We start from the raw sequence: 25,299 nt of genomic DNA on the forward strand, positions 1-25,299 counted from the left end.
TTTGAACATGGCGACAGGCGCAGCGACACACGACGATCACGCCCATGACGATCACGCCCACCATCCGACCGGATGGCGGCGTTATCTCTACTCCACGAACCACAAGGACATCGGTACGATGTACCTGATCTTTGCGGTGATCGCGGGCATCATCGGCGCGGCGATGTCGATCGCGATCCGTGCCGAGTTGATGTATCCGGGCGTCCAGATATTCCACGAGACGCACACCTATAACGTGTTCGTGACCTCGCACGGCCTGATCATGATCTTCTTCATGGTCATGCCGGCGATGATCGGCGGCTTCGGCAACTGGATGGTGCCGCTGATGATCGGCGCGCCCGACATGGCGTTCCCGCGCATGAACAACATCTCGTTCTGGCTGCTGCCGGCCTCGTTCGCGCTGCTGGTGATGTCCACCTTCGTCGAGGGTGAGCCGGGCGCCAACGGCGTCGGCGCGGGCTGGACCATGTATGCGCCACTGTCGACCTCGGGCCATCCGGGACCGGCGGTCGATTTCGCGATTCTCTCGCTCCATCTCGCGGGTGCCTCGTCGATCCTCGGCGCCATCAACTTCATCACCACGATCTTCAACATGCGCGCGCCGGGCATGACCCTGCACAAGATGCCGCTGTTCGTGTGGTCGATCCTGGTTACCGTGTTCCTGCTGCTGCTGTCGCTGCCGGTGCTCGCCGGTGCGATCACCATGCTGCTGACCGACCGCAATTTCGGCACCACCTTCTTTGCGGCTGACGGCGGCGGCGACCCGGTGCTGTTCCAGCATCTGTTCTGGTTCTTCGGCCACCCCGAAGTGTACATCCTGATCCTGCCCGCCTTCGGCATGATCAGCCAGATCGTCTCCACCTTCTCGCGCAAGCCCGTGTTCGGCTATCTCGGCATGGCCTACGCCATGGTCGCGATCGGCGGCATCGGCTTCGTGGTGTGGGCGCACCACATGTACACCGTCGGCATGTCCTCGGCGACGCAGGCCTATTTCGTCGCCGCCACGATGGTGATCGCGGTGCCGACCGGCGTGAAGATCTTCTCGTGGATCGCCACGATGTGGGGCGGCTCGATCGAGTTCAAGGCGCCGATGATCTGGGCGATCGGCTTCATCTTCCTGTTCACCGTCGGCGGCGTCACCGGCGTCGTGCTGGCCAATGCCGGCGTCGACCGCGTGCTGCAGGACACCTACTACGTGGTGGCGCACTTCCACTACGTGCTGTCGCTCGGCGCCGTGTTCGGCATCTTCGCCGGCTGGTACTACTGGTTCCCGAAGATCTTCGGCTACATGTACTCGGAGCGGATCGCCAAGCTGCACTTCTGGTTCACCTTCGTCGGCGTCAACCTGGTGTTCTTCCCGCAGCACTTCCTCGGCCTGTCGGGCATGCCGCGCCGCTATGTCGACTATCCGGATGCGTTCGCCGGCTGGAACCTGATCTCCTCCTGGGGCTCGTACATCTCCGGCATCGGCGTCCTGATCTTCATCTACGGCGTGATCGATGCCTTCGTCCGCAAGGAGCAGGCCGCGAACAATCCGTGGGGCGCCGGTGCGACCACGTTGGAGTGGACGCTGACCTCGCCGCCGCCGTTCCACCAGTTCGAAGTGCTGCCCCGCGTGCAGTAAGTCCACGACAACGCGGCGCACTTTAAGGGTGCGCCGCGCCTTTTGAGAGAAGCGAGACCTGATCTTGTCGGTTGTCGATCACAACGCCATCGAGCTGCCCCGGATCTCCGAGGCCGAAGTGGGCGACTACATCGCGCTGTTGAAGCCGCGCGTGATGTCGCTGGTGATCTTCACCGCGCTGGTCGGGCTGATGATCGCGCCGGTGCACGTGCATCCGGTGCTGGCATTCACCTCGATCCTGTGCATCGCGGTCGGCGCCGGCGCCTCCGGCGCGCTCAACATGGCCTATGAGGGCGACGTCGACGCGCTGATGACGCGCACCGCCAACCGGCCGATTCCGCGCGGCCGCATCACGCAGACCGAGGCGGCCGCGTTCGGCATCACGCTCGCCTTCTTCTCGGTGATGACACTCGGCATTCTGGTCAACTGGGTGGCGGGTGCGCTGCTTGCCTTCACCATCTTCTTCTATGCCGTGGTCTACACGATGTGGCTGAAGCGCTGGACCGCGCAGAACATCGTGATCGGCGGCGCCGCCGGTGCCTTGCCACCGGTGGTGGCGTGGGCCGCCGCGACCGGATCGCTCTCGGTCGAGCCGATCCTCCTGTTCCTGATCATCTTCTTCTGGACCCCGCCGCATTTCTGGGCGCTGGCGCTGTTCCGCAGCGACGACTATGCCCGCGCCGGCATCCCGATGCTGCCGGTCGTCGCCGGTCCCGACGCGACCCGGCTGCAGATCCTGCTCTACACCATCGTGCTGGTCGCGATCGCGCTGGCGCCGTGGCCGCTCGGCTATTTCGACGCGATCTACGGCGTCACCTCGCTGGTGCTCGGCGCCGGCATGCTGTGGCTGGCCATCGAGGTATATCGCCGCCGCGAGGGGACGGCTGCCAACCGCGCCACGCGCCGGCTGTTCGCCTTCTCGATCCTCTATCTGTTCGCGCTGTTTGCCGTCCTTCTCGCCGAGGTCGTGGTCCGCGCGATTGCGCCTGTCTTCATCGGATAGGGAGCCGGGGGGCGAGATGGGGGCGCATGGGATATCAATGGACGAGAAACGCGAACCAGAAGGCATCGTCCTCACCGAGGCGCAGCTCAAGAGCCGCCGCCAGCGCTCGATCGCCATCGCGCTCGCGCTCGGCATCCTGGTCGTGCTGTTCTTCGCCGTCACCCTCGTCAAGGGGCCGGCCGTGCTGGTGCGGCCGCTGTGAGTGAGATGGCCAACCAGGGACCGCAGCAGGGTGAGGGCGCCAAGGTCACGCGCCGCACGCTGACGCGCGACGCCGTGGTTGCCTCGATCTGCGGCTTCGTCGTGGTGCTGATGGTCGGCGCGTCCTACGCCGCCGTGCCGTTCTACAACTGGTTCTGCCGCACCACCGGCTTCAACGGCACCACCCAGGTCGCGACCTCGGTGCCTTCGGATGCGCCGCTCGAGCGCACTATTTCGGTCAGCTTCGATTCCAACGTCGCGCCGGGCCTGCCCTGGAAGTTCGAGCCGGAGCAGAACACGATCGACGTCAAGATCGGCCAGGTGGTCACGGTCTACTACACCGTCACCAACCAGTCGGCGCGCACCACCACCGGCCAGGCGTCCTACAATGTCGCGCCGTTGACGGTCGGCGCCTATTTCCAGAAGATCAACTGCTTCTGCTTCACCGAACAGACCATGGCGCCGGGCGAAAAGCGCGAGATGGCCGTGGTGTTCTATGTCGATCCGGCGCTGGCCAAGGACAGCGAGAACGACACGCTGAAGACGATCACCCTGTCCTACACCTTCTTCCCCGTGCGCGACGCCGCGCCGAAGCCCGTGGCGGCGGGCGAGGCGGAACAGCGCAAGGGCGGCTAGTTTTGGAATTTAAGATTTAAGACGTGCCTTGCGGCACGCGAATGGAGAGACGGCAATGGCTGAGGCGCAAGTCAAGCATCACGACTATCATCTCGTCGACCCGAGCCCGTGGCCGGTGGTCGGCTCGATCTCGGCCTTCATCATGGCGTTCGGCGCGATCGGCTGGATGCACCACATGTTCTCCGCCGCCCCGATCGTGTTCGGCGTCGGCACCATCGGCGTGCTCTACACGATGGCGAGCTGGTGGGGCGACGTGATCAAGGAAGCCCAGTACAAGGGCGACCACACCCGCGTGGTGCAGATCAGCCACCGCTACGGCATGATCCTGTTCATCGCCTCCGAGGTGATGTTCTTCGTCGCCTGGTTCTGGGCCTTCTTCAATGCGGCGCTGTTCCCGGCCGACGCGGTGCATGCCACCCGCGATGCGGTGTTCGGCTGCGGCGCCGGCACGGCGATGGGTGCCTGCTCCGTTCCCGGTACCTGGCCGCCGCACGGCATCGAGACCTTCGATCCCTGGCATCTGCCGCTGCTCAACACGCTGCTGCTCCTGACCTCGGGCACCACCGTTACCTGGGCGCACCATGCGCTGCTGGAGAACGACCGCCAGGGCCTCAAGCAGGGCCTGATCCTCACCGTGATCCTCGGTGCCCTCTTCACCTGCGTGCAGGCCTATGAGTACGCCCATGCGACGTTCTCGTTCGGCGGCAACGTCTATGGCGCGACCTTCTTCATGGCGACCGGGTTCCACGGCTTCCACGTGCTGGTCGGCACCATCTTCCTGCTGGTCTGCCTGATCCGCGCCTATGCCGGCCACTTCACGCCGAAGCAGCACCTCGGCTTCGAGTTTGCCGCCTGGTACTGGCACTTCGTCGACGTGGTCTGGCTGTTCCTGTTCATCTGCATCTACGTCTGGGGCCACGGCGCCGAGACGATGGCCCACGGCGCACACTAATTGCCGGCCGACGTGCTAAGAGGGGGCGGCCGAATGGCCGCCCCTTTGTTTTTGAAGAGAACCGATGACCGATACCCAGCCGACCGTCACTGAGAGCGCACTGCGTGGCATCGCCTGCCGCTGCCCGCGCTGCGGCAAGGGCAAGCTCTATTCCGGCTTCCTGACGCTGGCGCCGCGCTGCCAGGCCTGCGGCCTCGACTTCGCCTTTATCGATTCCGGCGACGGGCCGGCGATCTTCGTCATCATGCTGGCCGGCGCGATCGTGGTCGCGGCGGCGCTGATCGTCGAGGTGAAGTACCAGCCGCCGTTCTGGGTGCATGCCGCGCTGTGGCTGCCGTTGATCCTGGTCACCACGATCCTGCCGCTACGATCGATGAAGGCACTTCTGATCGCGCTGCAATTCCACCACAAGGCCGCCGAAGGCCAATTGATCGAGCGCGACCCGAAATGAATGATGTGACGACGCGCCGGCCGAGCGCGGCCGGCTTCGGCATTTTCACGTTGATCCTGATCGCGGTGTTTATCGCCCTCGGTTTCTGGCAATTGCAGCGCCGGGTCGAGAAGCACGCGCTGATCGCAGCGCTCGAGGCGCGGCTGGCCGCGCCGACCGAGGCGCTGCCGCCGCCGTCGGCATGGCCGACGCTGACCTCCGCCAAGGATGAATTCCGCCGCGTGACCCTGACCGCGACCTATGCGAAGCAGCCTGACGCGATGGTGTTCAGCTCCGGCTCCGCCGTGCGCGACGACATTTCGGGTCCCGGCACCTGGGCGTTGCTGCCGGCGAAGCTCGCCAGCGGCGAGACCGTCGTGATCAACACCGGCTTTGTCCAGAACACGATGCAGGATCGCGCCTTCGAGGACCGCGTCGTCGGCCGCCTCGTCACCGGCGCGCCGGTTGAACTCACGGGCTATATCCGCTTTCCCGAGCCGCCGGGCCGGCTGACGCCGAAGGAAGATCCGGCGAAGCGGCTGTGGTTCGTGCGCGACCATCGCGCGATGGCGCAGGCGCTCGGCTGGGGCCAGGTCGCGCCGTTCTACATCGACCTCGAGGGGCCGGTGCCCGACAGCGGCACGCCGAAGCCCGGACCGCTCAAGGTGCGGCTCAAGGACGACCACATGCAGTACGCCATCACCTGGTTCTCGCTGGCCGCTGCGGTCACGATCGCCTTCGGCCTGTGGTGGCGCGGCCACCGGCGCCGCGCCTCTGGTCGAACCTAGTCGCATCATGGTTTGATTGACCCGCGAAGGGGACTTCGCGGCAAGCAATCAGGGTGTGCCATGGAGAAATACGGCGCCGGGCCAATCGTTGTCCTGGAGTATGATCCCAACTGGCCGGCCATGTTCGAGACGGAGCGCGCGAGGATCGAGCATGCGCTCGGCTCGCTGGCTCTGGCCATCGAGCATGTCGGAAGCACCGCGGTTCCGGGCTTGCCGTCGAAGCCGATCATCGACCTGATGGTCGGTGTCCCCAGCCTCGCGGAGGCACGGGAACGCTGCATCAAGCCGATCGATACGCTCGGCTACCACTACATACCGGAATACGCGGCGTGGCTGCCTGGCGAGTTGTTCTTCCGCAAGGGTCCTCCGGGGCCGTGGACCCATCATCTGCATGTGATGGAGCCATCCAATCCGCGCTGGGAAACGCTGCTGGTGTTTCGCGACTATCTTCGCGCGCACCCCGAGGTGTCCCGTGCCTACGCCGAGATCAAGCAGGCCCTTGCTGCCTCCTCGAGAGAGGACATCGCGGCCTATCGCAACGGCAAAACGCGTTTCGTCGAGGAGACGACCGCGAAGGCCCGCGCGTGGCGCGCGGACCTGTCCGGTCGATAGCGCGGCTTAGCCACGCCTGCATTCTGCGGTAGCGCCATCCATGCCGGCGCCGGGATCAATGACCCATGGGGGCGGGGCCGCCGAGCTTGACCTTGCGCAAGGTCAGCGCCAGCGGGATGGCGGAGAGCGAGATCAGCATCAGGACCCAGAACGCATCCATGTAGGACAGGAACGAGGCCTGGGTCTGCACCTGCTGTCCGATCCACTGGATCGCCTGACTGTGCGCCTGCGCCAGCGAACTGCCCTGGGCGACGAAGAAGTCGGTGACCTGGTGCAGCGTGTCCTGGTATTGCGGGCTCGACGGCGTCACCTGCTCGACCAGCCGGCTCTGGTGGAATTGCTGGCGATGCGTCAGCACGTTGGACACGATCGAGACGCCGATCGAGCCACCGGTGTTGCGCGCCGCGTTGATCAGCGCGGAGGCCTGGTCGGTCTTCCCAGCGGGAATGCCGTCATAGGACGCCGCCATGATCGGCACGAAGATCAGCGGCAGGCCGACGCCGATCAGCATGCGCGAGCGCGCCATGAACCAGAAGCCGAGATCGCCGTAGACGTTGGTCATGCTGTACATCGAGGCGGCGATCACCAGCGCGCCGGCAACGATCAGGTATTTCGGCTGCACCCTGGCGGCGAGCCGGCCGACCGCGAACATCATCATCATGGTGACGACGCCGCCGGGCGAGAGCACGAGGCCGGCCCAGGTCGCGGTGTAGCCGAAATCCTGCTGCACCAGTTGCGGCAAGAATTGCGTGGTGGCGAGCAGGATGGCGCCGGTTGCCAGCATCACCAGGAAGCAGGCGCCGAACTGCCGGGTTGCGACCATGCGCAGGTCGATCATCGGATTGCGCCGGGTCATCTCCCACGGGATCATCAGCACGAACGCCGTGGCGCAGATCACTGCAAAGGTGATGATGAAGGGCGAGGCGAACCAGTCGTCCTCGAGGCCGCGATCGAGCACCACCTCGAGCGCGCCGAGGAAGGTCGCGATCAGCGCGAAGCCGATGAAGTCGAACCTGTTGTCCTGGGGCTGCGCCCCCTTGGCTTTCGCGGTCGCGGGCTCCTGCAGCACGGCCGCGATCAGCGCGATCGCGAACACGCCGACCGGCGCGTTGATCAGGAAGCACCAGTGCCAGGAGAGGTTGTCGGACAGCCAGCCGCCGAGCGTCGGCCCGACCACCGGCGCCACCACGACGGCAATGCCGAACACCGCGAACGCCTGCCCGCGCTTGGCCGGCGGGAAGGCATCGGCGAGAATCGATTGCGCAACTGGCACCATTCCGCCGCCGCCGAGACCCTGCAGGATACGGAACAGCAGCAGCGCGTTCAGATTGGACGCAAAACCGCACAGGATCGAGCTGACCGTGAAGATGCCGAGGCAGATCAGGAAGAAGGTCTTGCGCCCGAGCGTGCGGGCGAGAAAGCCGGAGGCGGTCAGGATGATGGCGTTGGACACCAGATAGGTGGTGACCACCCAGGAGGCCTCGTCCTCGCTCACGCCCATGCCGCCGGCGATATAGGGCAGCGCGACGTTGGCGATGGTGGTGTCGAGCACCTCCATGAAGCTCGCGAGCGCGACCACGATGGCGATCAGCCAGGGATTGACGGTGACGCTCGGAGCCGGAATGCCTTTGGCATCGATGGCGGCGGCACTCATCACAGCCTCCCGAGGCTCGACTTCTCAAGGCGCTCGAACAGGGACGGCGCGGGATTGATCCGCACCGTCGGCACCACGGACATGCCCGGGCCGAGCGCGACGTCGGCCGGTGGGTTGTCCATCACGATCTTCACCGGCACGCGCTGCACGATCTTGACGTAGTTGCCGGTGGCGTTCTGCGCCGGCAGCAGCGAGAACGCGGTGCCGGAGCCCGGCTGCACGCTCTCGACATGGCCCTGGATGGTGCGTCCGGGATAGGCGTCGATCTTCATCGTCACCTTCTCGCCCGGCCGCATCTTGTCGAGCTGGATCTCCTTGAAGTTCGCGGTGACCCAGGTCTGGTCGGGCACGAACATCGTGAGGTTGGTGCCGGCCTGCGCGAACTGGCCGACCGCGGCCGACAGGCTGACGACGCGGCCCGGCTGGGCGGCGGTGACCGTCGTATAGGACAGATTGAGCTTGGCCTGGTCGCGCTGCGCCTCGGCCTGGGCGAGGTTCGCGACCGCGCTCTTGCGCTGCGCCTTCAGCGACTCGACCTGGCGCTGCGCGAGGTTGAGCGTCGCCTGCGCGCTCAGCAGCGCAGCCTGCTGCTGATGCAGCTGCGAGGTGAACTGCTCGGAATTCTGCACCGTGCCGTAGCCGGATTGCTCCAGATGCTGGTAGCGCGTTGCCTGCTGCTGGGCGAACACCAGCGCCGCCTGCGCCTGGTCGACCTGCGCCTGGTTGGCAGCAATCTGCGCCTGCTGCACGTCGAGCTGCGCATCGACATTCTCGATGCTGGCGCGCGCGGCCGCGACCTGCGCCTCGGCCTGCGCCAGCGCGACGCGATAGTCGCGGTCGTCGAGCCGGGCGATCACGTCGCCGGCCGCGACATGCTGGTTGTCGGTGACCGGGACGGCGGTGATGTAGCCGGAGATCTTCGGCGCGAGCGCCGACTGCCGCGCGGCGATGAAGGCGTCGTCGGTGGATTCGAAATGCGCGCTGTAGTCCATGTAGAGATAGCCGCCGCCGATCGCTGCGGCGAGCAGCACGGCGCCGATCGCGGAGACGACCGGACGGCGGCGGAGAAAGCTGCGCCGTGTTGTCTTGCCGATGACCTCGGGCGGGATTGTTGCCGGCGGGGCGGGTTGCTTGCCCGCGGGATGCTCCTGCGCCGGAGTTCGTGCGGTGACCGAGGGCCGGTCAGGCTCATGGGAGGCCGGAGCCGAGGACGCCCCCTCGATACCCTCATGCCCCGGTTGGTCGCGCTCCAAAACAGTGTCTTCAAACATGATGGCGGCTCCTGCTGTCAGGCGAGGTCTGCAAGGCCTTCGCAAATAGGAACAGAACCGTTCCGTTCTATGCGGCAAATAGTTCCGCCGCAGTGCGTCGTCAATAGAAACGGAACTGTGTCGTTCTATTTACAACTAGATGTGATAAGGCTATATTGCCTGATATTGCCGGCCTGACCGGCCCATCGAACCCGGGTCGATGCGATGACCACCAGCACCCTGAAGAAGCCGCGGCTACCGAAAACCAAGCCGGTCGAGGTGCGCGCCGGCCGGCCGCCGAAGGAGCTCGCCGGCGAGGTCGATGCACGCATCCTCGACGCCGCGCGCCGGGTCTTCCTGCAGCGCGGGTTCGAGGGCGCGAGCATCGATGAGATCGCGGAAGTCGCGCGCTCCGGCAAGCGGACGATTTATGCGCGCTTCCGCGACAAGCGGGCGCTGTTCACGGAAGTGGTGACGCGGGACATCCTGGCACGCATCGCCGAGTTCAAGGCCGATCCGCCGGTCGGCGCGACCATCGAGGAGCGCCTCACCAGCGTTGCCTCGACCCTGTTGCATTGGGGCTTCGATGCCGACCGGATCGGCCTGATGCGGCTCGCCATCGCGGAAGCGCACCGCTTCCCGGATCTCGCCGCCAACGTCAACCGCAGGGCGCGCGCGCTCAGCACCGAGCTCGGCATTCACCTGCTGCGCGACCTGACGCAATCCGACCAGCTCGGCAAGCTGCCGGCCTTCGCGCCCGAACACCTGCCGACGACGGCGCGGATGTTCCTCGACATCATCGCGGTGCCGATGCTGCTCCGGGCGCTGTTTGAGGTCGACCTAAAGGCGCTCGATCCCGAGATCGACGCCCATGTCGCGCGCGGCGTCGCGTTCTTCGTCGCCGCATGTCGGACCGGCTGGGTGGAGAATCCCAAGCCATAGGCGCGCTTAATCCGGCGCGCGCTCCACGGCGTGACGCAGCCAGACCATGCCGCCTTCCAGCGCCTCGCAATGGGTGAGCCGCAGCGACTGACCGGCGCCGGGGCGGTCGCCGTCGGGGCCGTGATAGTCGACGATGCTTTGCGAGCCGGCGACGCCGTCGACCGCCGGAAAGATCAATGTGCTGAACTCGTCGATCAGCCCATGCTTCAGGAAGGCGCCGTTGATCCCGCCGCCGCCTTCGAGCAGCAGCGTCCTGGCGCCGAACAGCGACGCGAGCTGCGCCATCGCGCCCGGCAGATCGTCGCCCTTGGTGCCTGCAAAGATGTAGGACGCACCGTCCTCGCGCAGCTCGGCGAGGTGCGCATCGGACACCTGCTCGCCCAGCACAGCGACGGCATGATCGCCGCCGACATTGTCCTTGCCGAAATGCACACGGCCCGACGGATCGATGCCGACAGCAAGCTTGCGGCCGTTACGGTTGCCGAGATGCGCCTCGCGCGGCAGCCTCAGTGGGTTGGCGATATGCCGCTCCGTTCCCTTGGCCATCTCGTTCATGGTGACGCGGCCGATGATCCATCCATCGGCATCGAAACCGTCATGGATCCTTTCGTAGTGGCCGCGCAGCACGTCAGCCGAGATGCCGGCGGCGGCCTTGGTGAAGCGGCTGGGATGAAGCCGGCCGTCGATCGACGTGCCCATGTGGCAGATGATGTGGGGGCGCATAGGCTGAACTCTTCGGTGCGGAATGACAGCGCCGCAGGGGCGGGTGGGGCAGCTTCAGATTTATAGACGCGCAGGCAGGTTCTCAACGCGGATAACGCGGCGGCGTTTCAACTTCGCTTGTTTAGTCGAACCAGCCGTGCCGCTTGAACCAGAGCACCGGCAGGATGCCGCTGGCGATGATCGCGGCCCAGGCCAAGGGATAGCCGAAGGTCCAGCTCAGCTCCGGCATCTCCTTGAAATTCATGCCCCAGACCCCGACCAGGATGGTCGGGGGAACGCCGACCACCGACACGATGGTCAGGATCTTGAACAGGTCGTTCTGCTGGATGTTGATGAAGCCGAGCACGGCGTCCAGCAGCAGCTGGATCTTGTCCGAGAGCCGGGTCTCGTAATCACCCAGTGAAGCCACATCCTTGGAGACGGCCTCGAGCCGGCGCTTCGAAGCCGACGTGATCCATTCATTGCCGACGTCATCGGCGAAGCTCGCGACCCGGCCGACGCCGAGCAACACGTCGCGCGCCTTCGCCAGGCGATCGGCGAGCTCGCCGATGTTCTCCAGCGCCTCGCGCAACCTGCGGCTGGAGCGCACCGGACGCTTGCTCCGCACCAGGCCGCCCTTGAAGACGCCCCGCGACAGCCTGTCGGTCTTGGCGCCGAGATGCTCCAGCACGTCGGCGCCGCGATCGATCATGGCCTCGAGCAGCGCGGTGAACACGCACATGCCGTTCTGCAGGCTCTTGTCAGTGCCGATCCGCTTCATGACGTCGTCGAACGTGGTCAGCTGCGCGAACCGCACCGTGACCAGCACCTTTGGGCCGATCACGAAACCGATATTGGTGATCTCGGCTTCGTTGTTGTCGTCGAGCCGCACCGCCGGCGAGCTCAGATAGAGCCGGTCATGATCGGTGATCAGGCGGCTCGACGCCTCGATCTCGCTCAACGATCGCTCGGACGGGACGCGGATGTCGAGCGCGCGCTCGACGAACTGCTTTTCGTCCTCCGTAGGATCGAGCAGATCGATCCAGATGACCTCGGACGGCACTTCGGCGCCGATGCTCCGCCAATCAGAGGTCGCCGACCTGTACAGCTGCAGCAATGATCGGGCTCCATGCATGGTGGGTGGTGCGTCCCACGACAATCCCGAGGGCCGCAGGGCCGTTCCCTGTGTTTGGAAGCCTGCCGGCACTCACTTCAGTCGATGAGAGGTTCCGCCGAGCTTTCTAAGCCTGCGCAGGTCGCTTGCGGCCTCCGAGAGCAACCAATCGCGAAACGTCACGATCTTCGGCAGGCTTGCGGTCGCCTTCGGGCAGAGGATCCAGTAGGTCTTCGACAATGGCAGCGACTGCGGAAACGGCCGCGCCAGATGGCCGTTGATGAGGTCCCACGCCGCCAGCGTGGTGCGCGCGAGCGCAATGCCTTGCCCATTGATGGCGGCATCAATCACCATGCTGGCGCGATTGAGGACCGGGCCATGCGTGGCGGCAGCATCGTCAAGTCCCGCTTCCTCAAGCCAGTTCTTCCAGTCGGCGCGACTGTCCATATGGATCAGCGGAAATTTCAGGATGTCAGCGGGGTTGCTCAGGCGTCGCTTGCCGGACAATAGCTTTGGGCTGCACACGGCAAATAGCCGCTCCGGGCTCAGCCGCACCGCGTCAAGCCCCGGCCAGTTGCCGTCGCCGTGGCGCACCGCGAGATCCACTTCCTCGCGCGCGAAGTCGACGTGGTGCAGCGTGGCGGAGACGCGCAGGTCGATGCCGCTATGCGCCTCAACAAAGTGGCCGAGCCGGTGCACGAGCCATTTCGCCGCAAAGTCCGGCGACGTCGATACGGTCAGCACGCCGGTATTCTGCCGTTGCAACAGCCGCTCGGTGCCGATGGCGATGCGGTCGAGCGCGTCGCGCACGACAGCGAGATAGTCGCGCCCGGCTTCTGTGATGATCAGGCGCTGGCGCTCGCGGTTGAAGAGCTTTATTGCGAGCTCGGCTTCCAGTGCTTTCACTTGATGGCTGACGGCACCCTGCGTGACACAAAGCTCTTCGGCAGCGCGCGTAAAACTCTCGTGGCGCGCGGCGGCCTCGAAGGCCTTCAGGGCATTGAGCGGCGGCAGGCGTGGGCGCATCGCACGACTTCATGAGAAAAATTAGGGCAGGCACGAGAAACGATGCTTTGCGGGAAACCGCCCCGCACGATTATTGAACAGCTCCAGTGAAGCATTTCAAGCGATTTGGAGCCTGTCGTGTCCGTCCTTTAACCGATACATCTCGGTCGATCCCGCCGGTGCCCGCCGCCGACCCGGCCACACCACTTCATCAATTCAGCTCAGGAAGGTCGCCTGGCGCTCCGCGCCCCGTATGGTGGAGCTTGCTTGACCGGCCGTTTCAGCGCATCGCGCTTCGCGCGATTGCCGATGACCCGCATCTGCTTTGCGATCTCGGCCTGACGCGCGAGCAGGCGCTGCGCGAGGCCTCCAAGCCGTTCTGGCGCTGAGACCAAATCAGAAAGGAGAAAGCGGATGTCCGGTCCGATCGTCTACGGTTTCCCACGCAGCAGTTTTGTCAACATCGTCCGCTTGATCCTGACGCACAAGGACGTAGCTTACCAATTCCACGACCTTGAACCGGTCATGGGCAAGCCCGATCACCTGGCGCTGCACCCGTTCAACCGTGTCCCAATTCTGAAACACGGCGATCTCACCGTCTACGAGACGAGTGCGATTGCCGCCTATGTCGACGAAGCCTTTGGCGGCGTGTCGCTGACGCCGAAAGACATCAAGGCGCGGGCGCACATGAACCAGTGGATCAGCGCTGTTAACAACTATTACTACCCCTACATGATCTATCACGTGACGCATGAGCGTCTGGTTTTCCCGGAACTCGGCATCGCCCCCGACGAGAAGGTCGTGGCACATGCGCTGCCCAAGGTCGAGACCGGGCTAGCGGTGGCCGAGCGCCAGCTTGCGCACGGCAAGGATTTTTTGCTCGGGGACGAACTCTCGATTGCGGATTTCTATCTGCTGCCGAGCACGTTCGCCTTCAGCCTCACCGCCGAAGGGCAGTCGATGTATCCGAAATTCCCGGCATTCTGCCGCTGGCGGGAACGCATGGACAATCTGCCCGCAACGCAGAAGGTTCGCGCCGTCGTGCAGCGGGTGCCGATCGAACACGCGCGCGAATGGTCTACTTCGCACCGGCCGAAATATTGACCGTCATTGTTCGCGTGCAGAGCGCCCGGTTCCGACCTCCACGTGCAGCCAGAAGCCCGTTTGTTTCCGAACAAAGGCGATGACGGAGCGTTAGTGCAGAGCATGAGGAAGGGACAACACCATGAAGAATTCCATATCGGTTGCGTTCATCTCCGCGGTCGCAATGACCTTCGCGTTCGCCGGAAGCGATGCAAAAGCACAGTCTACGCCTGTCCAACAGGCCCAGCCGCCTCAGCAGTCGGAGCAAACCCGCGAGCAGGATCGCAGTCGCGCCGAGGACGTTAAGATCGGGCGTGACTGGAAGGCTCAAGGCGGCGAGAGGGACCACGCCGGCCAGGCAATACCAGACGACGGCCATCAGACTGTCGGTCGAGACTGGCGAGCCCATCCAGAGAACCGGGACCGCCAGTAGCTATCGAGGTGGAATTGGCGACGCCTGGTGCGCGGCGTGACCTTCGAAGAAGGAAAGCGGAGAGCCGAAGGTCAATCCCGCACGTATCTCGTTTACCGGATGGCCTCCGGTGAGCGCGTGCCGGACCGCGATGTCGAAGCTGAGGTCGTCGCGCACACGATAGATCAGCCCGACCAACCCCGAGAACGTATCCTCTTTTCCAAACTCGTTCTCGTAGAATATCTCGGCGACGGGGCGCACCGTCCAGGTCATCGGTCCTTCGACAATAGCACCCACGAACACGTCGCCATGATGGTCGCGGGTAATGGCAGTCTCGGCATTCAAGTGAATGGTGCCCCAATCCCAGCGCTGCGAGACAATGCCGGCCAGGCTTACGCCAACGCCCGAATTGCCGGTACTGTCAGGAAGAAGGACGCCAAATTCGGTCGCAATGCTCGGACCGGTCTTGTCCTGCAGGCTACCGGGTACGACCACGTGCTTGAGAAACGCTCCGGCTGCAGTCAGGCTGGTCGGTCCGGGCGGAGAGAGCGACGTTTGTCCCTGGCCTTCGAAGACGGCTTCCCAACTCTCGCTCAGACCGTAGTTGAGAACCCAGGCCGGCGCGATCAGGCTTGTTCCGCTCTCATCACGCAAACGTCCGGCCGGCTGCAACTCGACCTCCATCTCCCCCTTCTTGGCAACAGCGGCATCCGTGCCATCGAAGGGGCGATAGGCCGAGGCGGGGTCAGACCAGGCGATCAGTCCAAGAGCGACCATGAAGCGAGGCGCAAGGCGTCTCGAATAGCTGCGAAAGCCCCGGCTGCGTTTCCACATGCGCCGTCTCCCCACAAAGTCGATCTCAAGGCATTGGCTTGAACACCCAGATTGCCGCCGGTCCGGCAGGCCCCGCGCGGACCGCAACAAACAGACGGTCCAGCTCCGGCACAAAGAGCGATGTTCGTGCGCCCGTTGCCGTCGGCCGGCGCGCGATCAGTCGATAGGCCGCTCCATCAATCTCAAATACATCGACGTATCCAGCGCCGCAGCTCACATAAATGCGTCCGCGCTTTCCATCTACAAAGAGGTCGTCGGCATCGCCGCAAGTGCCGGTGGCTGCAATCGCCTTGCCGTCGGTCGAAAAGGCTGCAAGCTCGGCTGGGCTGCGATACACCAGGAGAACGCGACTTCGTTCGTGATCGATGGCCATCGCGAAATTACCGCCCTTGTCCAGCGGCCAGCTGGTGAGTTGTTTCCCGGAAGCAACGTCCACCACCGCGACGGTTCGCGCGTCAGGCAGATTGACAAAGATGCGCCCACTATCGGGCTGAAGCTGGAAGCTTTCCGGATGTGCCTTAAGGAGTAGGCTCCGAACCTTTGTCCGCGTGGATGGGTCGACGACTGCCAGGCCACCATCGCCATAGCCGACGATGACGCGCTTGGCCGCCGCGTCGACCCGGATATTGTCGGCATCGCTGCCGAGTTCGATTCGCCCGGCCGCCTTGTACTCGTTGGCTTCGTACAGCTGCACCGATCCGTCGCGGGCGTTGGCGACGTAGAGGGTGTCGGTCGACGGCTCATAGCCGACGCCTTGGGGTTCGCTCAGTCCGGTAATGGTTCGAAGCAAACTGCGCGCAGCCAGATCGACGACGCCGACGCTGTTGTTGCCGAGCTCGGCCACGAACAGTCGCTGCCGCTTCAGGTCGACCGCCAGGTGATCAATCCGACCGCGGACACCGCCGAGCAGGATCTTCGTTTCGAGCTGAAGGGGCGTCTTGTCTCCTGCCGGTTCGGTTGCCGCTGCCAGCGTCGGAATAAGGGCCTCGATGCGCCGGACGATCTGATCCCGGGCCGACTCATAATCATCGATACCCAAGGGAATGCCGGACCAGTAGGCCACGTCGGCCCGTCCGTGCCGCTCGGCGGCGGGGATCTGATCGAACGCCACCACCTGGTCTGCCGCGGCCATGTCGTCGATGGTCAGCTGTTGCGGCGTGTTGGCCGCCTCCAGACCATCGAGTGCAAGGCCATCCCGCACCCTAACCGGCACCGACCGATAAAGGTCGATGCCGCGTGAGACCGCCCTTATCCGCGATCCGCGCTCCTGGGCAGCCTTGTTGAAATAGGCCGCCGCCATCTGGCTGTTCACCACGCCGTGCAGGCAGACAAAGACAACGATCTTGCCATCGTTCGCCGGCGCCGGCCGAGCCGATGTCAGCGCGATCGCAAGCACCGTGGCGGCAATGCGCAGCATCACGTGGGCACTCCTGAGCAGCGTGCGCCACATGGACATGACCGTGAGGCTTCGCATCGTTGATCCCTCCGAGACCAGGGTCAACTTTTTGTCGTGGCCGTCTTGTCGAGCGCGGCACGCAGGCCCTTGGCGAGCTTGACGGCGTCGTCATTGGCCCAGAAATGCATGAAGAACAGGCGCGGCTGTTCGTCCAGCATGTGGCTGTGCAGCGCGGTGACGTCGATGCCGTGCGTCCGCAACGCCATGATGACGGGGTTGACCTCGTCATTTGTCAGCACGAAATCGCCGGTGATCGCCGCCTTGCCGCCGCCGGCCGGCTGGAAGTTGATGCCGATGGCGACGCCCAACGGACCGACCGGGCTCAACGCCATGCCCTGTTCGATGATCGGATCGCGGCGGGGCACGTTGAACTGATAGACGCCGCCATTGGCCTGGCCCTTGACGCCGATAATCTGATCGAGCTGCTCGGTATCGAGATCGATGGTCGGCGGCGGCGCGGCCGGCGCCGCGGCCTTGAGCGGCGTCTTGCTTTCGGCGAGGCCATCCCGAATCGCGGCGGCGAGCTTGACCGGGTCACCGTGGCCGGCGACGTGCATGTAGAAGGTGGCTGGGCTCGCGCCGAGCAAATGGTTGTGCACGGCCGTGATCTGCAGGCCGTTTCCGATCATCTTCAGCATGACAGGGTTGATCTCGGATTCGAGCAGCACCAGGTCGCCCATCGCCATGACGTCGTCGTGCATGGGCTTGAAGGCGACCCAGCCGCCGAGCGCCAGCGCCGGCTTGATGGTGATGCCGTCGAGCGTCACCGTCAGATCGCTCCGCGGAAAGCCGTAGCGATGCACGTCACCGGTGACGGCGGGTTTTCTGCCCAGCGTATCGTCGACCTTCTGCCAGTCGATCGCCTGCGCATGTGCCGACGAGACGAACGGCTCGGTGAATACCTGCCAGTCGATCTTTTGCGCGCTTCCGCCTGTGGCGAAGAGACAGGCACCGACGCCGATCAGCGCCGAAATCGTGTGTCGCATTGGATTGCTCCCTTGAATCTCTTTCGATGCTTCGGATCGTGGCTCTATTGCATCGAGAGCCCGACGATGGTCCGGAACCCGGCGATGTTCTGCACCGCGATTTCGACGGGATCGCCGAAGCGGACGGCATTGAAGATCAGGCCGTCCTGGACCTTGAACGGTTCGATCCGGTCCGGAGATAACCGGATCAGCAGCGTGTCGTTGCGTTCATCGACACGATCGACGACGCCGCGCAGCGTCTCGCTCGCTTGCGGGTGGACCATCGCCGCCTGCATTGTCACTGCCGCGTCCTGCCGCTCATCGTGGGCGGCCGGCGCTGCCAGGGTTGCGCCCGGCCCCAGCACTGCCATGCACAGGGCCACAGTTGCTCTCATCATGATTATCACTCCATCGATCGGTTGACGGCTTTCGCGCGCGCGGGAGCTCAGTCCCGCTCCTTGACCTGGCCGCTGCTGTCGATCACGAGCCGCACCGGCTTGCCGTTCTTCATCGCCTTCGCCGTCGTGCCTTCGGCCGTCGACTTGACCTCGCTGATCTCGGCGTAGCCGGCGGCGCGAAGTTTTGCGACGAGTTCGTCCTGCGTCAGGGCATGGGCCGGCATGACCGCGCCCGCGATCGTCAGGACGAGAATCAAACGGGAGAGTCGTCGTGTCTGCATGGTTGTTCTCCTGGTTGTGTTGTGCTGCCCCAGGTTCTCAAGCTGCGCGCCGTTCCGCTCAGATGATGCCGACAAGGCGCAGCAGTACGCCCGTGATGCAGGAGGCGGCGAGGACGCTGAGCATCCCCGCATTGAAGCGGAAGATCGCGATCGCGGCGGCGATCGACAGCGCCATCGCCGGCCAGTCGAGGCTAGCAGGCACCGGCGCGTCGAACGACAGGCCTAGCCCGTGCACAGGGAATGTTTGCCGGAACAGCGTGTGCAGCGCGAACCAGATCGACAGATTGAGGATCACGCCGACCACGGCGGCGGTGATCGCCGAAAGCGCGCCCGCCAGCGGCTTGTTGCCGCGCAGCGCCTCGATGTAGGGCGCCCCGACGAAGATCCACAGGAAGCACGGCGTGAACGTCACCCAGGTCGCGAGCAACCCGCCGAGGGTGGCGGCCAACATCGGCGACAGCCCGCTTGCTTCGCGGAACGCGGCCATGAAGCCCACGAACTGCACCACCATGATCAGCGGTCCGGGCGTGGTCTCGGCCATGCCGAGTCCGTCCAGCATCTCGCGCGGGCTGACCCAGTGATAATAGTCGGCGGCCTGTTGCGCGACATAGGCGAGCACGGCGTAGGCGCCGCCGAACGTCACCATTGCCATCTTGCTGAAGAAGATCGCGATCTGGGTGAACACGTCGCCGGGCCCGAGCGCAATCAGCAGGGCGAACACCGGCACCAGCCAGAGCGCGAGCCAGATGGCGCCGACCCGCAAAGTGCGCGATGCGTTGGGACGGACATGGTCCGGCACCGCTTCACCGAGCATGCTGTCGATCACGGCGGAATTCTTGCCGCCATGCTCGATCGCCGCAAATTCGCTCCGGCCGAGACGTGCGCCCACCAGCCCTGTGACCGCGGCGGCGCCGATGATCAGCGGAAACGGCACGGCGAAGAAGAAGATCGCGACAAAGGCGATCGCCGCGAGCGCGATCATCACCCGGTTGCGCAGCGCGCGCTTGCCGACCCGCACCACGGCCTGGATGACGATGGCGAGCACCGCGGCCTTCAGGCCGAAGAACAGCGCTTCGACAAACCCGACATTGCCATACGCCGCGTAGATATAGCTGAGGCCCATGATGGCGAAGATGCCGGGCAGGATGAACAGCCCGCCCGCCACGATGCCGCCGAGCGTCCGATGCAGCAGCCAGCCGATATAGGTCGCCAGCTGCTGCGCCTCCGGCCCCGGCAGCAGCATGCAGTAATTGAGGGCGTGCAGGAAACGCCCCTCGGATATCCAGTTCTTCTCCTCGACCAGGATGCGATGCATCACCGCGATCTGGCCGGCCGGTCCGCCAAAGCTCAGGATGGCGACGCGTATCCAGACCAGCAGCGCCTCGTTGAAGGAGATGCCGTGCGCGGGTTCATGCCCGCGCGCTTTCGCTGTCGTTGCGACGTCGGTCATGGCTTCACCTTGCTGGTCGGCCAGTTGTGCGTCTCCTTGGTCGCGTCGCGGCACCATCGGTAGAAGGCGTCGTAGAGCAGCAGCCCGGCGCTCAACTGCTCGAGGTCGTCGTCGAACATGCGCGACAGGCCGAGCGAGGCGGCGAGCAGCCCGGGCGCCTCCGGCGAAAGCTCGAGCCGCGCGGTATCGGCCGCCCGCACCATCGTCGCGAGCCGCTCCAGCGCCGGCGTCGCGAGGCCGAATTCCTTGACCATCACGTCGAAGGTGCAGAGCTCACCGCGATGGCTCCAGAACACGTTCTCGATGTCGAACGGCGTGGCGTCGAACCGTTCGGCGACCGCCTCGACCTCCGCCGATGTGACGAACAGGAACACGGCCGCGGGATCGACGAAGCGGCGGATCAGCCATGGACAGGCGATGCGGTCGATCTTCGGCCGCGATCGCGTCACCCAGACGGTGCGGCCCCGCCCGTCGCGTTTCGGAATCTTGTCGGCGGGAACGGTCGGTAGCTCCGCTTCCCGCCAGCCGAGGTGGCCGCCCTCGAGAATCTCGGCCGCGATGTTGCTGCAGCGCAGCCAGGCGGCGGTGCCTTCGGAAAGCTTCTGTCCCTTCTGGCAGACCACGACCACGGACTGCCCGGTGAAACGGGAAGCCCAGTCCTGGACGTCGAGATGGGAATAGCGGACCGCGCCCGGAATCAGGCGCGGATCGGCAGCGAAATCTTCATCGAGACGAACGTCGACGAGCGTCGGCGCCTTCGCCGTACCGATGAGACGGGACAATTTTTCTGATGAGATCGATGTGTATGACGACATGGTGCGCCCTTGGTGACAGGACGCGATTCTTGGGCATGTCGCCTCGCGGGGAGATCGCACATCCCCGTAGCCGCATCAAAAACCCTGATTTCCGGGCTGTCAACCTGACTTTGCCAAATCCAGCAGCAATCGCCGATCGACAGTCACGAAAACTTCATCGCGCGGCTTGGAACAAGCATTCGTGGACTCTGGCCGATGGGTCATCTCTCCATCTGCGGCGAGTTGCGAATAGGAACATACAATTCGCTGCCGAGTTGCGCGGTGGCAGGGACCAACTCAGGTAGATGCCGACACCGCGATCGTGTCGCGCTCCCGCCTGCATTCATTGGAGCAATGCCGATTGATGGACAGTCATTATTGGCATGCGACGCCTGTTGCTCTTGTCGTTATGCTGCTCATCACAACAACCGGCGGCGCTCTCGCCCACGATCACCAGCACCCCGACTTGAATGGTTGGTACGAGGGCCTGCATAGCAGCAAGGGTCCCTGCTGCGATGGCACGGATGCGCAGCACATCGACGACGTCGACTGGGAAACCAGGAACGGCCATTATCGGGTGCGCATCGATGGCGAGTGGGTTGACGTTCCGAACGAAGCCGTCGTGCCCGGGCCGAACCTGTCCGGCCGACCCATCGTGTGGCCTTACTACATAGACGGTCATCCGAAGGCGCGCTGCTTCATGCCTGGCAGCATGGGCTGACGCCCGCCGCTGACATCCCGCCGCCATGTCTCGATGCGCGCCCCGGCTGGCCGACAGCGAGGTTGACCAATATAGGGTACCCCCCTATATTACAATCATGTCGCATACCATCAAGCACAAGTCCAAGCTCGTCGGCCGGGTTCGCCGCATCAAGGGCCAGCTGGAGGCCGTCGAGCGTGCACTGGAGTCCGAGATTGGTTGTGCCGACGTGCTGATGCTGGTGGCCTCGGTTCGCGGTGCCATCAACGGGCTGACTGCGGAATTGCTCGAGGATCACATCCGCCACCATGTCGTGGATCCTGCCCGGGAAAAGGATCCCGAGAAGGCGCAGGGCGCCGCGGACCTGATCGACGTCGTTCGTACCTATTTGAAGTGAGTGCCATGACCGACCTGTCTCAGCTGCTCCAGCAGAGCAGCGCGCATGCGTGGCTGTTCGTACCCAGCGCGATCCTGCTCGGCGCACTGCACGGGCTCGAACCCGGCCACTCCAAGACGATGATGGCGGCCTTCATCATCGCGATCCGCGGCACGGTGGCGCAGGCGGTGCTGCTCGGCGTGGCGGCGACGATCTCGCACACCGCCATCGTCTGGCTGGTCGCACTCGCCGGACTTCATTTCGGCCAGCAATGGTCCGGAGAACGCAGCGAAGCCTGGCTGCAACTGGCGTCGGCGGTGATCATCATCGCGATCGCGGCCTGGATGGCCTGGCGCACCTGGCGCGAGCAGGCTGCCGAACACGATCACGATCACCACCATCATCACGACGAAACGCGCCAGCTTGTCCTGGCCGGACAATCGCTGTCGCTCGAGGTCTTCGAGGACGGCGTGCCGCCGCGCTGGCGGTTGCGAAGCGAGGCCGGAGCGCTGCCGGCGGCCGGCGACGTTGATGTCGTGACGATCCGTCCCGACGGCAGCGAGCAACGCTTTCGCTTCGCCGACAGGGGTGGTTATCTGGAAAGCATCGACGAAATTCCGGAGCCGCATGCCTTCAAGGTGCGCGTCTCAGTCCGCGCGGACGTGGCGGAAGTCCTGTTCGAGGAGCATGACCATGCGCATATGAATCTCGGCGACGAGGACGACGCGCATGCGCGCGCGCACGCCGCCGATATCCGCAAGCGCTTTGCCGGACGCACCGTCACGACATGGCAGATCATCCTGTTCGGCCTGACCGGCGGGCTGATTCCGTGTCCGGCGGCGATCACCGTGCTGCTGCTCTGTCTCCAGCTCAAGCAGTTCAGCCTCGGCTTCGTGCTGGTGCTTTGCTTCGGCATCGGGCTTGCGCTCACCATGGTCTCTGCCGGCGTTGCGGCCGCGCTCAGCCTGCGTCATGTCGAACGTCATTGGGTCGGCTTCAGCCGCTTTGCCCATCGCGCCCCCTACGTGTCGGCCGCGCTGATCGTGCTCGTCGGCCTCTACACGGGCTGGCTCGGGTTGCACGGGATCACGGCCTGATCCGGGATCACGGCGTGATCCGGGATCGTGGCCAGATCCGCTTCGCTCCACTTCCATCTTGAAACCTGCGCGCGGTGGTCTAGATTTGCCTCAAGGGGACAAGGCAGACTCCCCGTGAGACCTCGGTCCAAGCTCTGCGCGACACTCACCGTCGTGGAGCTTTCACATGGACACCCAACCACACACACGTCTTCGTTCCGAAAATCGTCCTGGCAAAATCGCTATCCTGTCGCGTGGCGACGCCGCGTCGCGCCGGGAGGCGACCCCACAAAACAGCCGTTTCGTCCGCGTCTTCGAAGCGCTCGCCGCTTCGGGCATCGAGGCCGTTCCCGTCGTCTATGACGAGACATTCGCCGATGCCGTTCGCGACCAATTGCTGACGATGGACGGCGTTCTGGTCTGGGTCGATCCGATCCATCAGGGCAAGACGCGCGCCGCCCTCGATCCGCTGCTGCGCGAGGTCGCGGCGGCGGGACCATGGGTCAGCGCGCATCCCGACATCATCCTCAAGATGGGCGTCAAGGACGTGCTGTACCGGACGCGACACCTCGGCTGGGGCGCCGACACCCATCGATACGCCACGGTCGATGCGTTCCGCGCCGAATTTCCCTCGCGCTTGCGCGCGGGTGGTCCGCGCGTGCTCAAACAGAACCGCGGCAATGGCGGGCAGGGCGTCTGGAAGGTGGAAACCGTGCCGAAGACCGACGCGACGATTCGCGTGCTGCATGCGCTGCGCGGCAGCCAGCCGGAGGAGATGCCGCTGGCAGACTTCATGGCGCGCTGCGAGCAATATTTCGGCTGGGGCGGCTGCATCATCGATCAGGCTTTCCAGCCGCGCCTGCCCGAGGGCATGATCCGTTGCTATGTCAGCGGAGCGAAGGTCGCGGGCTTCGGGCACCAATTGATCAAGGCCCTGATCCCGCCGCCCCCGCAAGGCCCGGATTCTCCGGAAGCGCAACCCGGACCGCGCATCATGCGCGGCCCCGATGCTCCGCAATTCCAGAGGCTGCGAAGCTTGATGGAGGACGAATGGATCCCGCAAATGATCGCCGCGCTGACGATCGATGAAGCGTCGCTGCCGGTGATCTGGGATGCCGATTTCCTCTACGGCCCACGCGATGCTGATGGCGCCGACACCTACGTGCTCTGCGAGATCAACGCGAGCTCGTGCTTCGCGATTCCCGACGAAGCGCCGGCGGCGATCGCGCAGACGGTCAGGGATCGCATCGGTCGGAACATGGCGAGCGTGAGGTGAGCACGCCCTGCAGGCTTCCTCTTTCTACCCATTGCTCGGGGCCCATGGGTGCGATCGGCACCCTGCTTTCCCCGCGCCCTCTGAGGGCGGAACGAAAGACCAAGCTCGGACACATCATGTCGCGAGAACGCGGAGTGTGTCACAGACGACGCCACACATTCGGTGTCGTCCCTGCGAAAGCTGAGACCCATAACCACCGATGGTCGTTGTTGAGCAGTGCTGCAACGACGAGTCCCCTCCGCCACAACCGCCGCGGAGTATGGGTCCCGGCCTTCGCCGGGACGACGATCGAGAGAGAACCGCGCACACGTTTGCGTCTCTGCCCGTCCTTTGCAGCGCGTCCGCAAACTACTTCGCCCGCATCGCTTCCGGTGTATCCGGCTGCGCGGACGGATGCGCCTTGGCGAACGCCGGCAGCGCCATGGCGGTCTCGTGGATGCGCTTCACGGTCGGCCAGGGCGACAGGCTGATCTGCTGGTTGATCGCCGCCGTGACATGGCCGACCAGGCAGATGTCGGCAAGGGTGGGCGCATCGCCGTGACAGAACCGGCCGGTCGCCTTGTGGCCGGCGAGGTGCCCCTCGAGCGCCGCCAGCGTCTCGACCGTCCAGTGCCGTCGCCACGCGTTCTGCTGGCTGTCGCGCAGATCGAGCTCGCGGTCGAGATAGCGCCGCACCCGCGGCGTCAGCAGCGGATGGCCCTCGCAGGCGACGATCAGCGCCAGCCCGCGCACCCGGGCGCGGCCGAGCGCATCCGCCGGCAGTAGCGGCGGGCTCGGGTAGGTCTCGTCGAGCCAATCGATGATCGCGAGCGACTGGAACAGCACCGTGCCGTCGTCGGTCACCAGCGCCGGCAGCGCCATCTGCGGATTGATCTTGCGATAGGCATCAGTGCGATGCGCGTCCGCATCGAGATCGACGAAGACGACGTCGGCGGCGACGCCCTTGAGGTTGAGCGCAATCCGCACCCGAAAGCTCGCCAGCGAGCGCCAGAAGGAGAAGAACTGCATGGAGTGCACCCCGCATTTCTTCCCCTCTCCCCTTGTGGGAGAGGGTGGACGCGATGCAAGGCATCGCGGACGGGTGAGGGGTCTGTCTCCGCGGATAGAGACCCCTCATCCGTCGCGGACTTTGTCCGCGACACCTTCTCCCACAAGGGGAGAAGGGAAGAAAGGTCTATCCAGACCCGTAGCCCGGATGAAGCGCAAGCGAAATCCGGGGCCGGTCCGTCGTTCCGTTGCAGTCTATCCCGGATTACGCTTCGCTGCATCCGGGCTACGGCACTCC

Annotated in this window: 28 protein-coding genes; 15 read left to right on the forward strand and 13 right to left on the reverse strand. The window is 64.7% G+C overall.

Annotation, left to right across the window (positions count from 1 at the left end):
* Positions 1-7: 7 nt before the first annotated feature.
* The 8 genes from ctaD (at position 8) to ACVW1B_RS39140 (ending at position 6,246) form a co-directional block, all read left to right on the forward strand.
* Positions 8-1,624 carry a cytochrome c oxidase subunit I gene (ctaD, locus tag ACVW1B_RS39105; RefSeq protein WP_456822877.1) on the forward strand — a complete coding sequence of 539 codons (1,617 nt, stop codon included), beginning with the start codon at positions 8-10 and terminating at the stop codon, positions 1,622-1,624.
* Between the two features lie 64 nt (positions 1,625-1,688).
* Positions 1,689-2,627, forward strand: coding sequence for a heme o synthase (locus tag ACVW1B_RS39110; protein ID WP_028334631.1), 939 nt, complete (start codon positions 1,689-1,691; stop codon positions 2,625-2,627).
* Between the two features lie 37 nt (positions 2,628-2,664).
* Positions 2,665-2,829 (forward strand): hypothetical protein, encoded by a 165-nt coding sequence (locus ACVW1B_RS39115; RefSeq protein ID WP_028334632.1) that lies wholly within the window; start codon positions 2,665-2,667, stop codon positions 2,827-2,829.
* Positions 2,830-2,834: 5 nt separating this feature from the next.
* Positions 2,835-3,464 carry a cytochrome c oxidase assembly protein gene (locus ACVW1B_RS39120; protein ID WP_076832349.1) on the forward strand — a complete coding sequence of 210 codons (630 nt, stop codon included), beginning with the start codon at positions 2,835-2,837 and terminating at the stop codon, positions 3,462-3,464.
* 55 nt (positions 3,465-3,519) lie between these two features.
* A complete protein-coding gene (locus ACVW1B_RS39125; protein ID WP_057016083.1) occupies positions 3,520-4,416 on the forward strand; it encodes a cytochrome c oxidase subunit 3 in 897 nt (298 codons plus the stop codon).
* Between the two features lie 64 nt (positions 4,417-4,480).
* Complete coding sequence (locus tag ACVW1B_RS39130; RefSeq protein ID WP_253604745.1) at positions 4,481-4,867, forward strand: DUF983 domain-containing protein; 387 nt, start codon at positions 4,481-4,483, stop codon at positions 4,865-4,867.
* A complete protein-coding gene (locus tag ACVW1B_RS39135) occupies positions 4,864-5,634 on the forward strand; it encodes an SURF1 family protein (protein ID WP_456777883.1) in 771 nt (256 codons plus the stop codon). The genes ACVW1B_RS39130 and ACVW1B_RS39135 overlap by 4 nt, the downstream gene beginning before the upstream one ends.
* 60 nt (positions 5,635-5,694) lie before the next feature.
* A complete protein-coding gene (locus ACVW1B_RS39140; RefSeq protein ID WP_456777882.1) occupies positions 5,695-6,246 on the forward strand; it encodes a GrpB family protein in 552 nt (183 codons plus the stop codon).
* 55 nt (positions 6,247-6,301) lie between these two features.
* On the opposite strand, the gene ACVW1B_RS39145 is transcribed toward ACVW1B_RS39140, so the two are convergent.
* Positions 6,302-7,900 carry a DHA2 family efflux MFS transporter permease subunit gene (locus ACVW1B_RS39145; protein WP_456777881.1) on the reverse strand — a complete coding sequence of 533 codons (1,599 nt, stop codon included), beginning with the start codon at positions 7,898-7,900 and terminating at the stop codon, positions 6,302-6,304.
* Positions 7,900-9,171, reverse strand: a complete 1,272-nt coding sequence (locus ACVW1B_RS39150) for an efflux RND transporter periplasmic adaptor subunit (RefSeq protein ID WP_456777880.1) — start codon at positions 9,169-9,171, stop codon at positions 7,900-7,902. Before ACVW1B_RS39150 ends, ACVW1B_RS39145 begins: the two co-directional genes overlap by 1 nt.
* 204 nt (positions 9,172-9,375) lie before the next feature.
* Between ACVW1B_RS39150 and ACVW1B_RS39155 the strand changes: the two genes are divergently transcribed.
* Positions 9,376-10,092, forward strand: a complete 717-nt coding sequence (locus ACVW1B_RS39155) for a TetR/AcrR family transcriptional regulator (RefSeq protein WP_253604741.1) — start codon at positions 9,376-9,378, stop codon at positions 10,090-10,092.
* A 6-nt stretch (positions 10,093-10,098) separates the two neighbouring features.
* Here ACVW1B_RS39155 and ACVW1B_RS39160 read toward each other — a convergent pair whose 3' ends face one another.
* The 3 genes from ACVW1B_RS39160 to ACVW1B_RS39170 all read right to left on the reverse strand — a co-directional run bounded on the left by ACVW1B_RS39160 (position 10,099) and on the right by ACVW1B_RS39170 (position 12,934).
* The gene (locus tag ACVW1B_RS39160) at positions 10,099-10,815 is read right to left on the reverse strand and encodes a dihydrofolate reductase family protein (RefSeq protein ID WP_456777879.1); all 717 of its coding nucleotides are present in this window, start codon (positions 10,813-10,815) and stop codon (positions 10,099-10,101) included.
* A 121-nt stretch (positions 10,816-10,936) separates the two neighbouring features.
* A complete protein-coding gene (locus ACVW1B_RS39165; protein WP_456777878.1) occupies positions 10,937-11,911 on the reverse strand; it encodes a magnesium transporter CorA family protein in 975 nt (324 codons plus the stop codon).
* A 90-nt stretch (positions 11,912-12,001) separates the two neighbouring features.
* A complete protein-coding gene (locus tag ACVW1B_RS39170) occupies positions 12,002-12,934 on the reverse strand; it encodes a transcriptional regulator GcvA (RefSeq protein ID WP_168858833.1) in 933 nt (310 codons plus the stop codon).
* 242 nt (positions 12,935-13,176) lie between these two features.
* Between ACVW1B_RS39170 and ACVW1B_RS39175 the strand changes: the two genes are divergently transcribed.
* Positions 13,177-13,302 (forward strand): DUF1127 domain-containing protein, encoded by a 126-nt coding sequence (locus ACVW1B_RS39175; RefSeq protein ID WP_256521239.1) that lies wholly within the window; start codon positions 13,177-13,179, stop codon positions 13,300-13,302.
* Positions 13,303-13,327: 25 nt separating this feature from the next.
* Positions 13,328-14,017: a glutathione S-transferase family protein gene (locus ACVW1B_RS39180; RefSeq protein ID WP_456777877.1), complete on the forward strand. Its 690-nt coding sequence runs from the start codon at positions 13,328-13,330 to the stop codon at positions 14,015-14,017.
* 412 nt (positions 14,018-14,429) lie between these two features.
* On the opposite strand, the gene ACVW1B_RS39185 is transcribed toward ACVW1B_RS39180, so the two are convergent.
* The 7 genes from ACVW1B_RS39185 to ACVW1B_RS39215 form a co-directional block, all read right to left on the reverse strand.
* Positions 14,430-15,242 carry a hypothetical protein gene (locus ACVW1B_RS39185; protein ID WP_456777876.1) on the reverse strand — a complete coding sequence of 271 codons (813 nt, stop codon included), beginning with the start codon at positions 15,240-15,242 and terminating at the stop codon, positions 14,430-14,432.
* Positions 15,243-15,267: 25 nt separating this feature from the next.
* The gene (locus ACVW1B_RS39190; RefSeq protein ID WP_456822878.1) at positions 15,268-16,659 is read right to left on the reverse strand and encodes an arsenate reductase/protein-tyrosine-phosphatase family protein; all 1,392 of its coding nucleotides are present in this window, start codon (positions 16,657-16,659) and stop codon (positions 15,268-15,270) included.
* A gap of 80 nt (positions 16,660-16,739) precedes the next feature.
* Complete coding sequence (locus ACVW1B_RS39195; RefSeq protein WP_456777874.1) at positions 16,740-17,684, reverse strand: DUF1259 domain-containing protein; 945 nt, start codon at positions 17,682-17,684, stop codon at positions 16,740-16,742.
* A 44-nt stretch (positions 17,685-17,728) separates the two neighbouring features.
* A complete protein-coding gene (locus ACVW1B_RS39200) occupies positions 17,729-18,061 on the reverse strand; it encodes a hypothetical protein (RefSeq protein ID WP_456822879.1) in 333 nt (110 codons plus the stop codon).
* 47 nt (positions 18,062-18,108) lie between these two features.
* Positions 18,109-18,342 (reverse strand): hypothetical protein, encoded by a 234-nt coding sequence (locus ACVW1B_RS39205; RefSeq protein ID WP_057016095.1) that lies wholly within the window; start codon positions 18,340-18,342, stop codon positions 18,109-18,111.
* A 58-nt stretch (positions 18,343-18,400) separates the two neighbouring features.
* Entirely contained in the window at positions 18,401-19,792 is a 1,392-nt protein-coding gene (gene chrA / locus ACVW1B_RS39210; RefSeq protein WP_456777872.1) for a chromate efflux transporter, read from the reverse strand.
* A complete protein-coding gene (locus ACVW1B_RS39215; protein WP_225164497.1) occupies positions 19,789-20,607 on the reverse strand; it encodes a chromate resistance protein ChrB domain-containing protein in 819 nt (272 codons plus the stop codon). The genes chrA and ACVW1B_RS39215 overlap by 4 nt, the downstream gene beginning before the upstream one ends.
* Before the next feature lie 343 nt (positions 20,608-20,950).
* On the opposite strand from ACVW1B_RS39215, the gene ACVW1B_RS39220 reads away from it, so the two are divergent.
* The 4 genes from ACVW1B_RS39220 (at position 20,951) to ACVW1B_RS39235 (ending at position 24,014) form a co-directional block, all read left to right on the forward strand.
* Positions 20,951-21,307, forward strand: coding sequence for a hypothetical protein (locus ACVW1B_RS39220; protein WP_225164498.1), 357 nt, complete (start codon positions 20,951-20,953; stop codon positions 21,305-21,307).
* 97 nt (positions 21,308-21,404) lie between these two features.
* Positions 21,405-21,683, forward strand: a complete 279-nt coding sequence (locus ACVW1B_RS39225) for a metal/formaldehyde-sensitive transcriptional repressor (RefSeq protein WP_016847064.1) — start codon at positions 21,405-21,407, stop codon at positions 21,681-21,683.
* A 5-nt stretch (positions 21,684-21,688) separates the two neighbouring features.
* On the forward strand, positions 21,689-22,759 hold the full coding sequence (locus tag ACVW1B_RS39230) for a nickel/cobalt efflux transporter (protein WP_456777871.1): 1,071 nt from the start codon (positions 21,689-21,691) through the stop codon (positions 22,757-22,759).
* Between the two features lie 166 nt (positions 22,760-22,925).
* A complete protein-coding gene (locus ACVW1B_RS39235; protein ID WP_456822880.1) occupies positions 22,926-24,014 on the forward strand; it encodes a Cj0069 family protein in 1,089 nt (362 codons plus the stop codon).
* A 348-nt stretch (positions 24,015-24,362) separates the two neighbouring features.
* Here ACVW1B_RS39235 and maiA read toward each other — a convergent pair whose 3' ends face one another.
* On the reverse strand, positions 24,363-25,022 hold the full coding sequence (maiA, locus tag ACVW1B_RS39240; RefSeq protein WP_456777869.1) for a maleylacetoacetate isomerase: 660 nt from the start codon (positions 25,020-25,022) through the stop codon (positions 24,363-24,365).
* Positions 25,023-25,299 lie beyond the last annotated feature (277 nt).

The sequence above is a fragment of the Bradyrhizobium sp. USDA 4502 genome, from assembly GCF_054063355.1.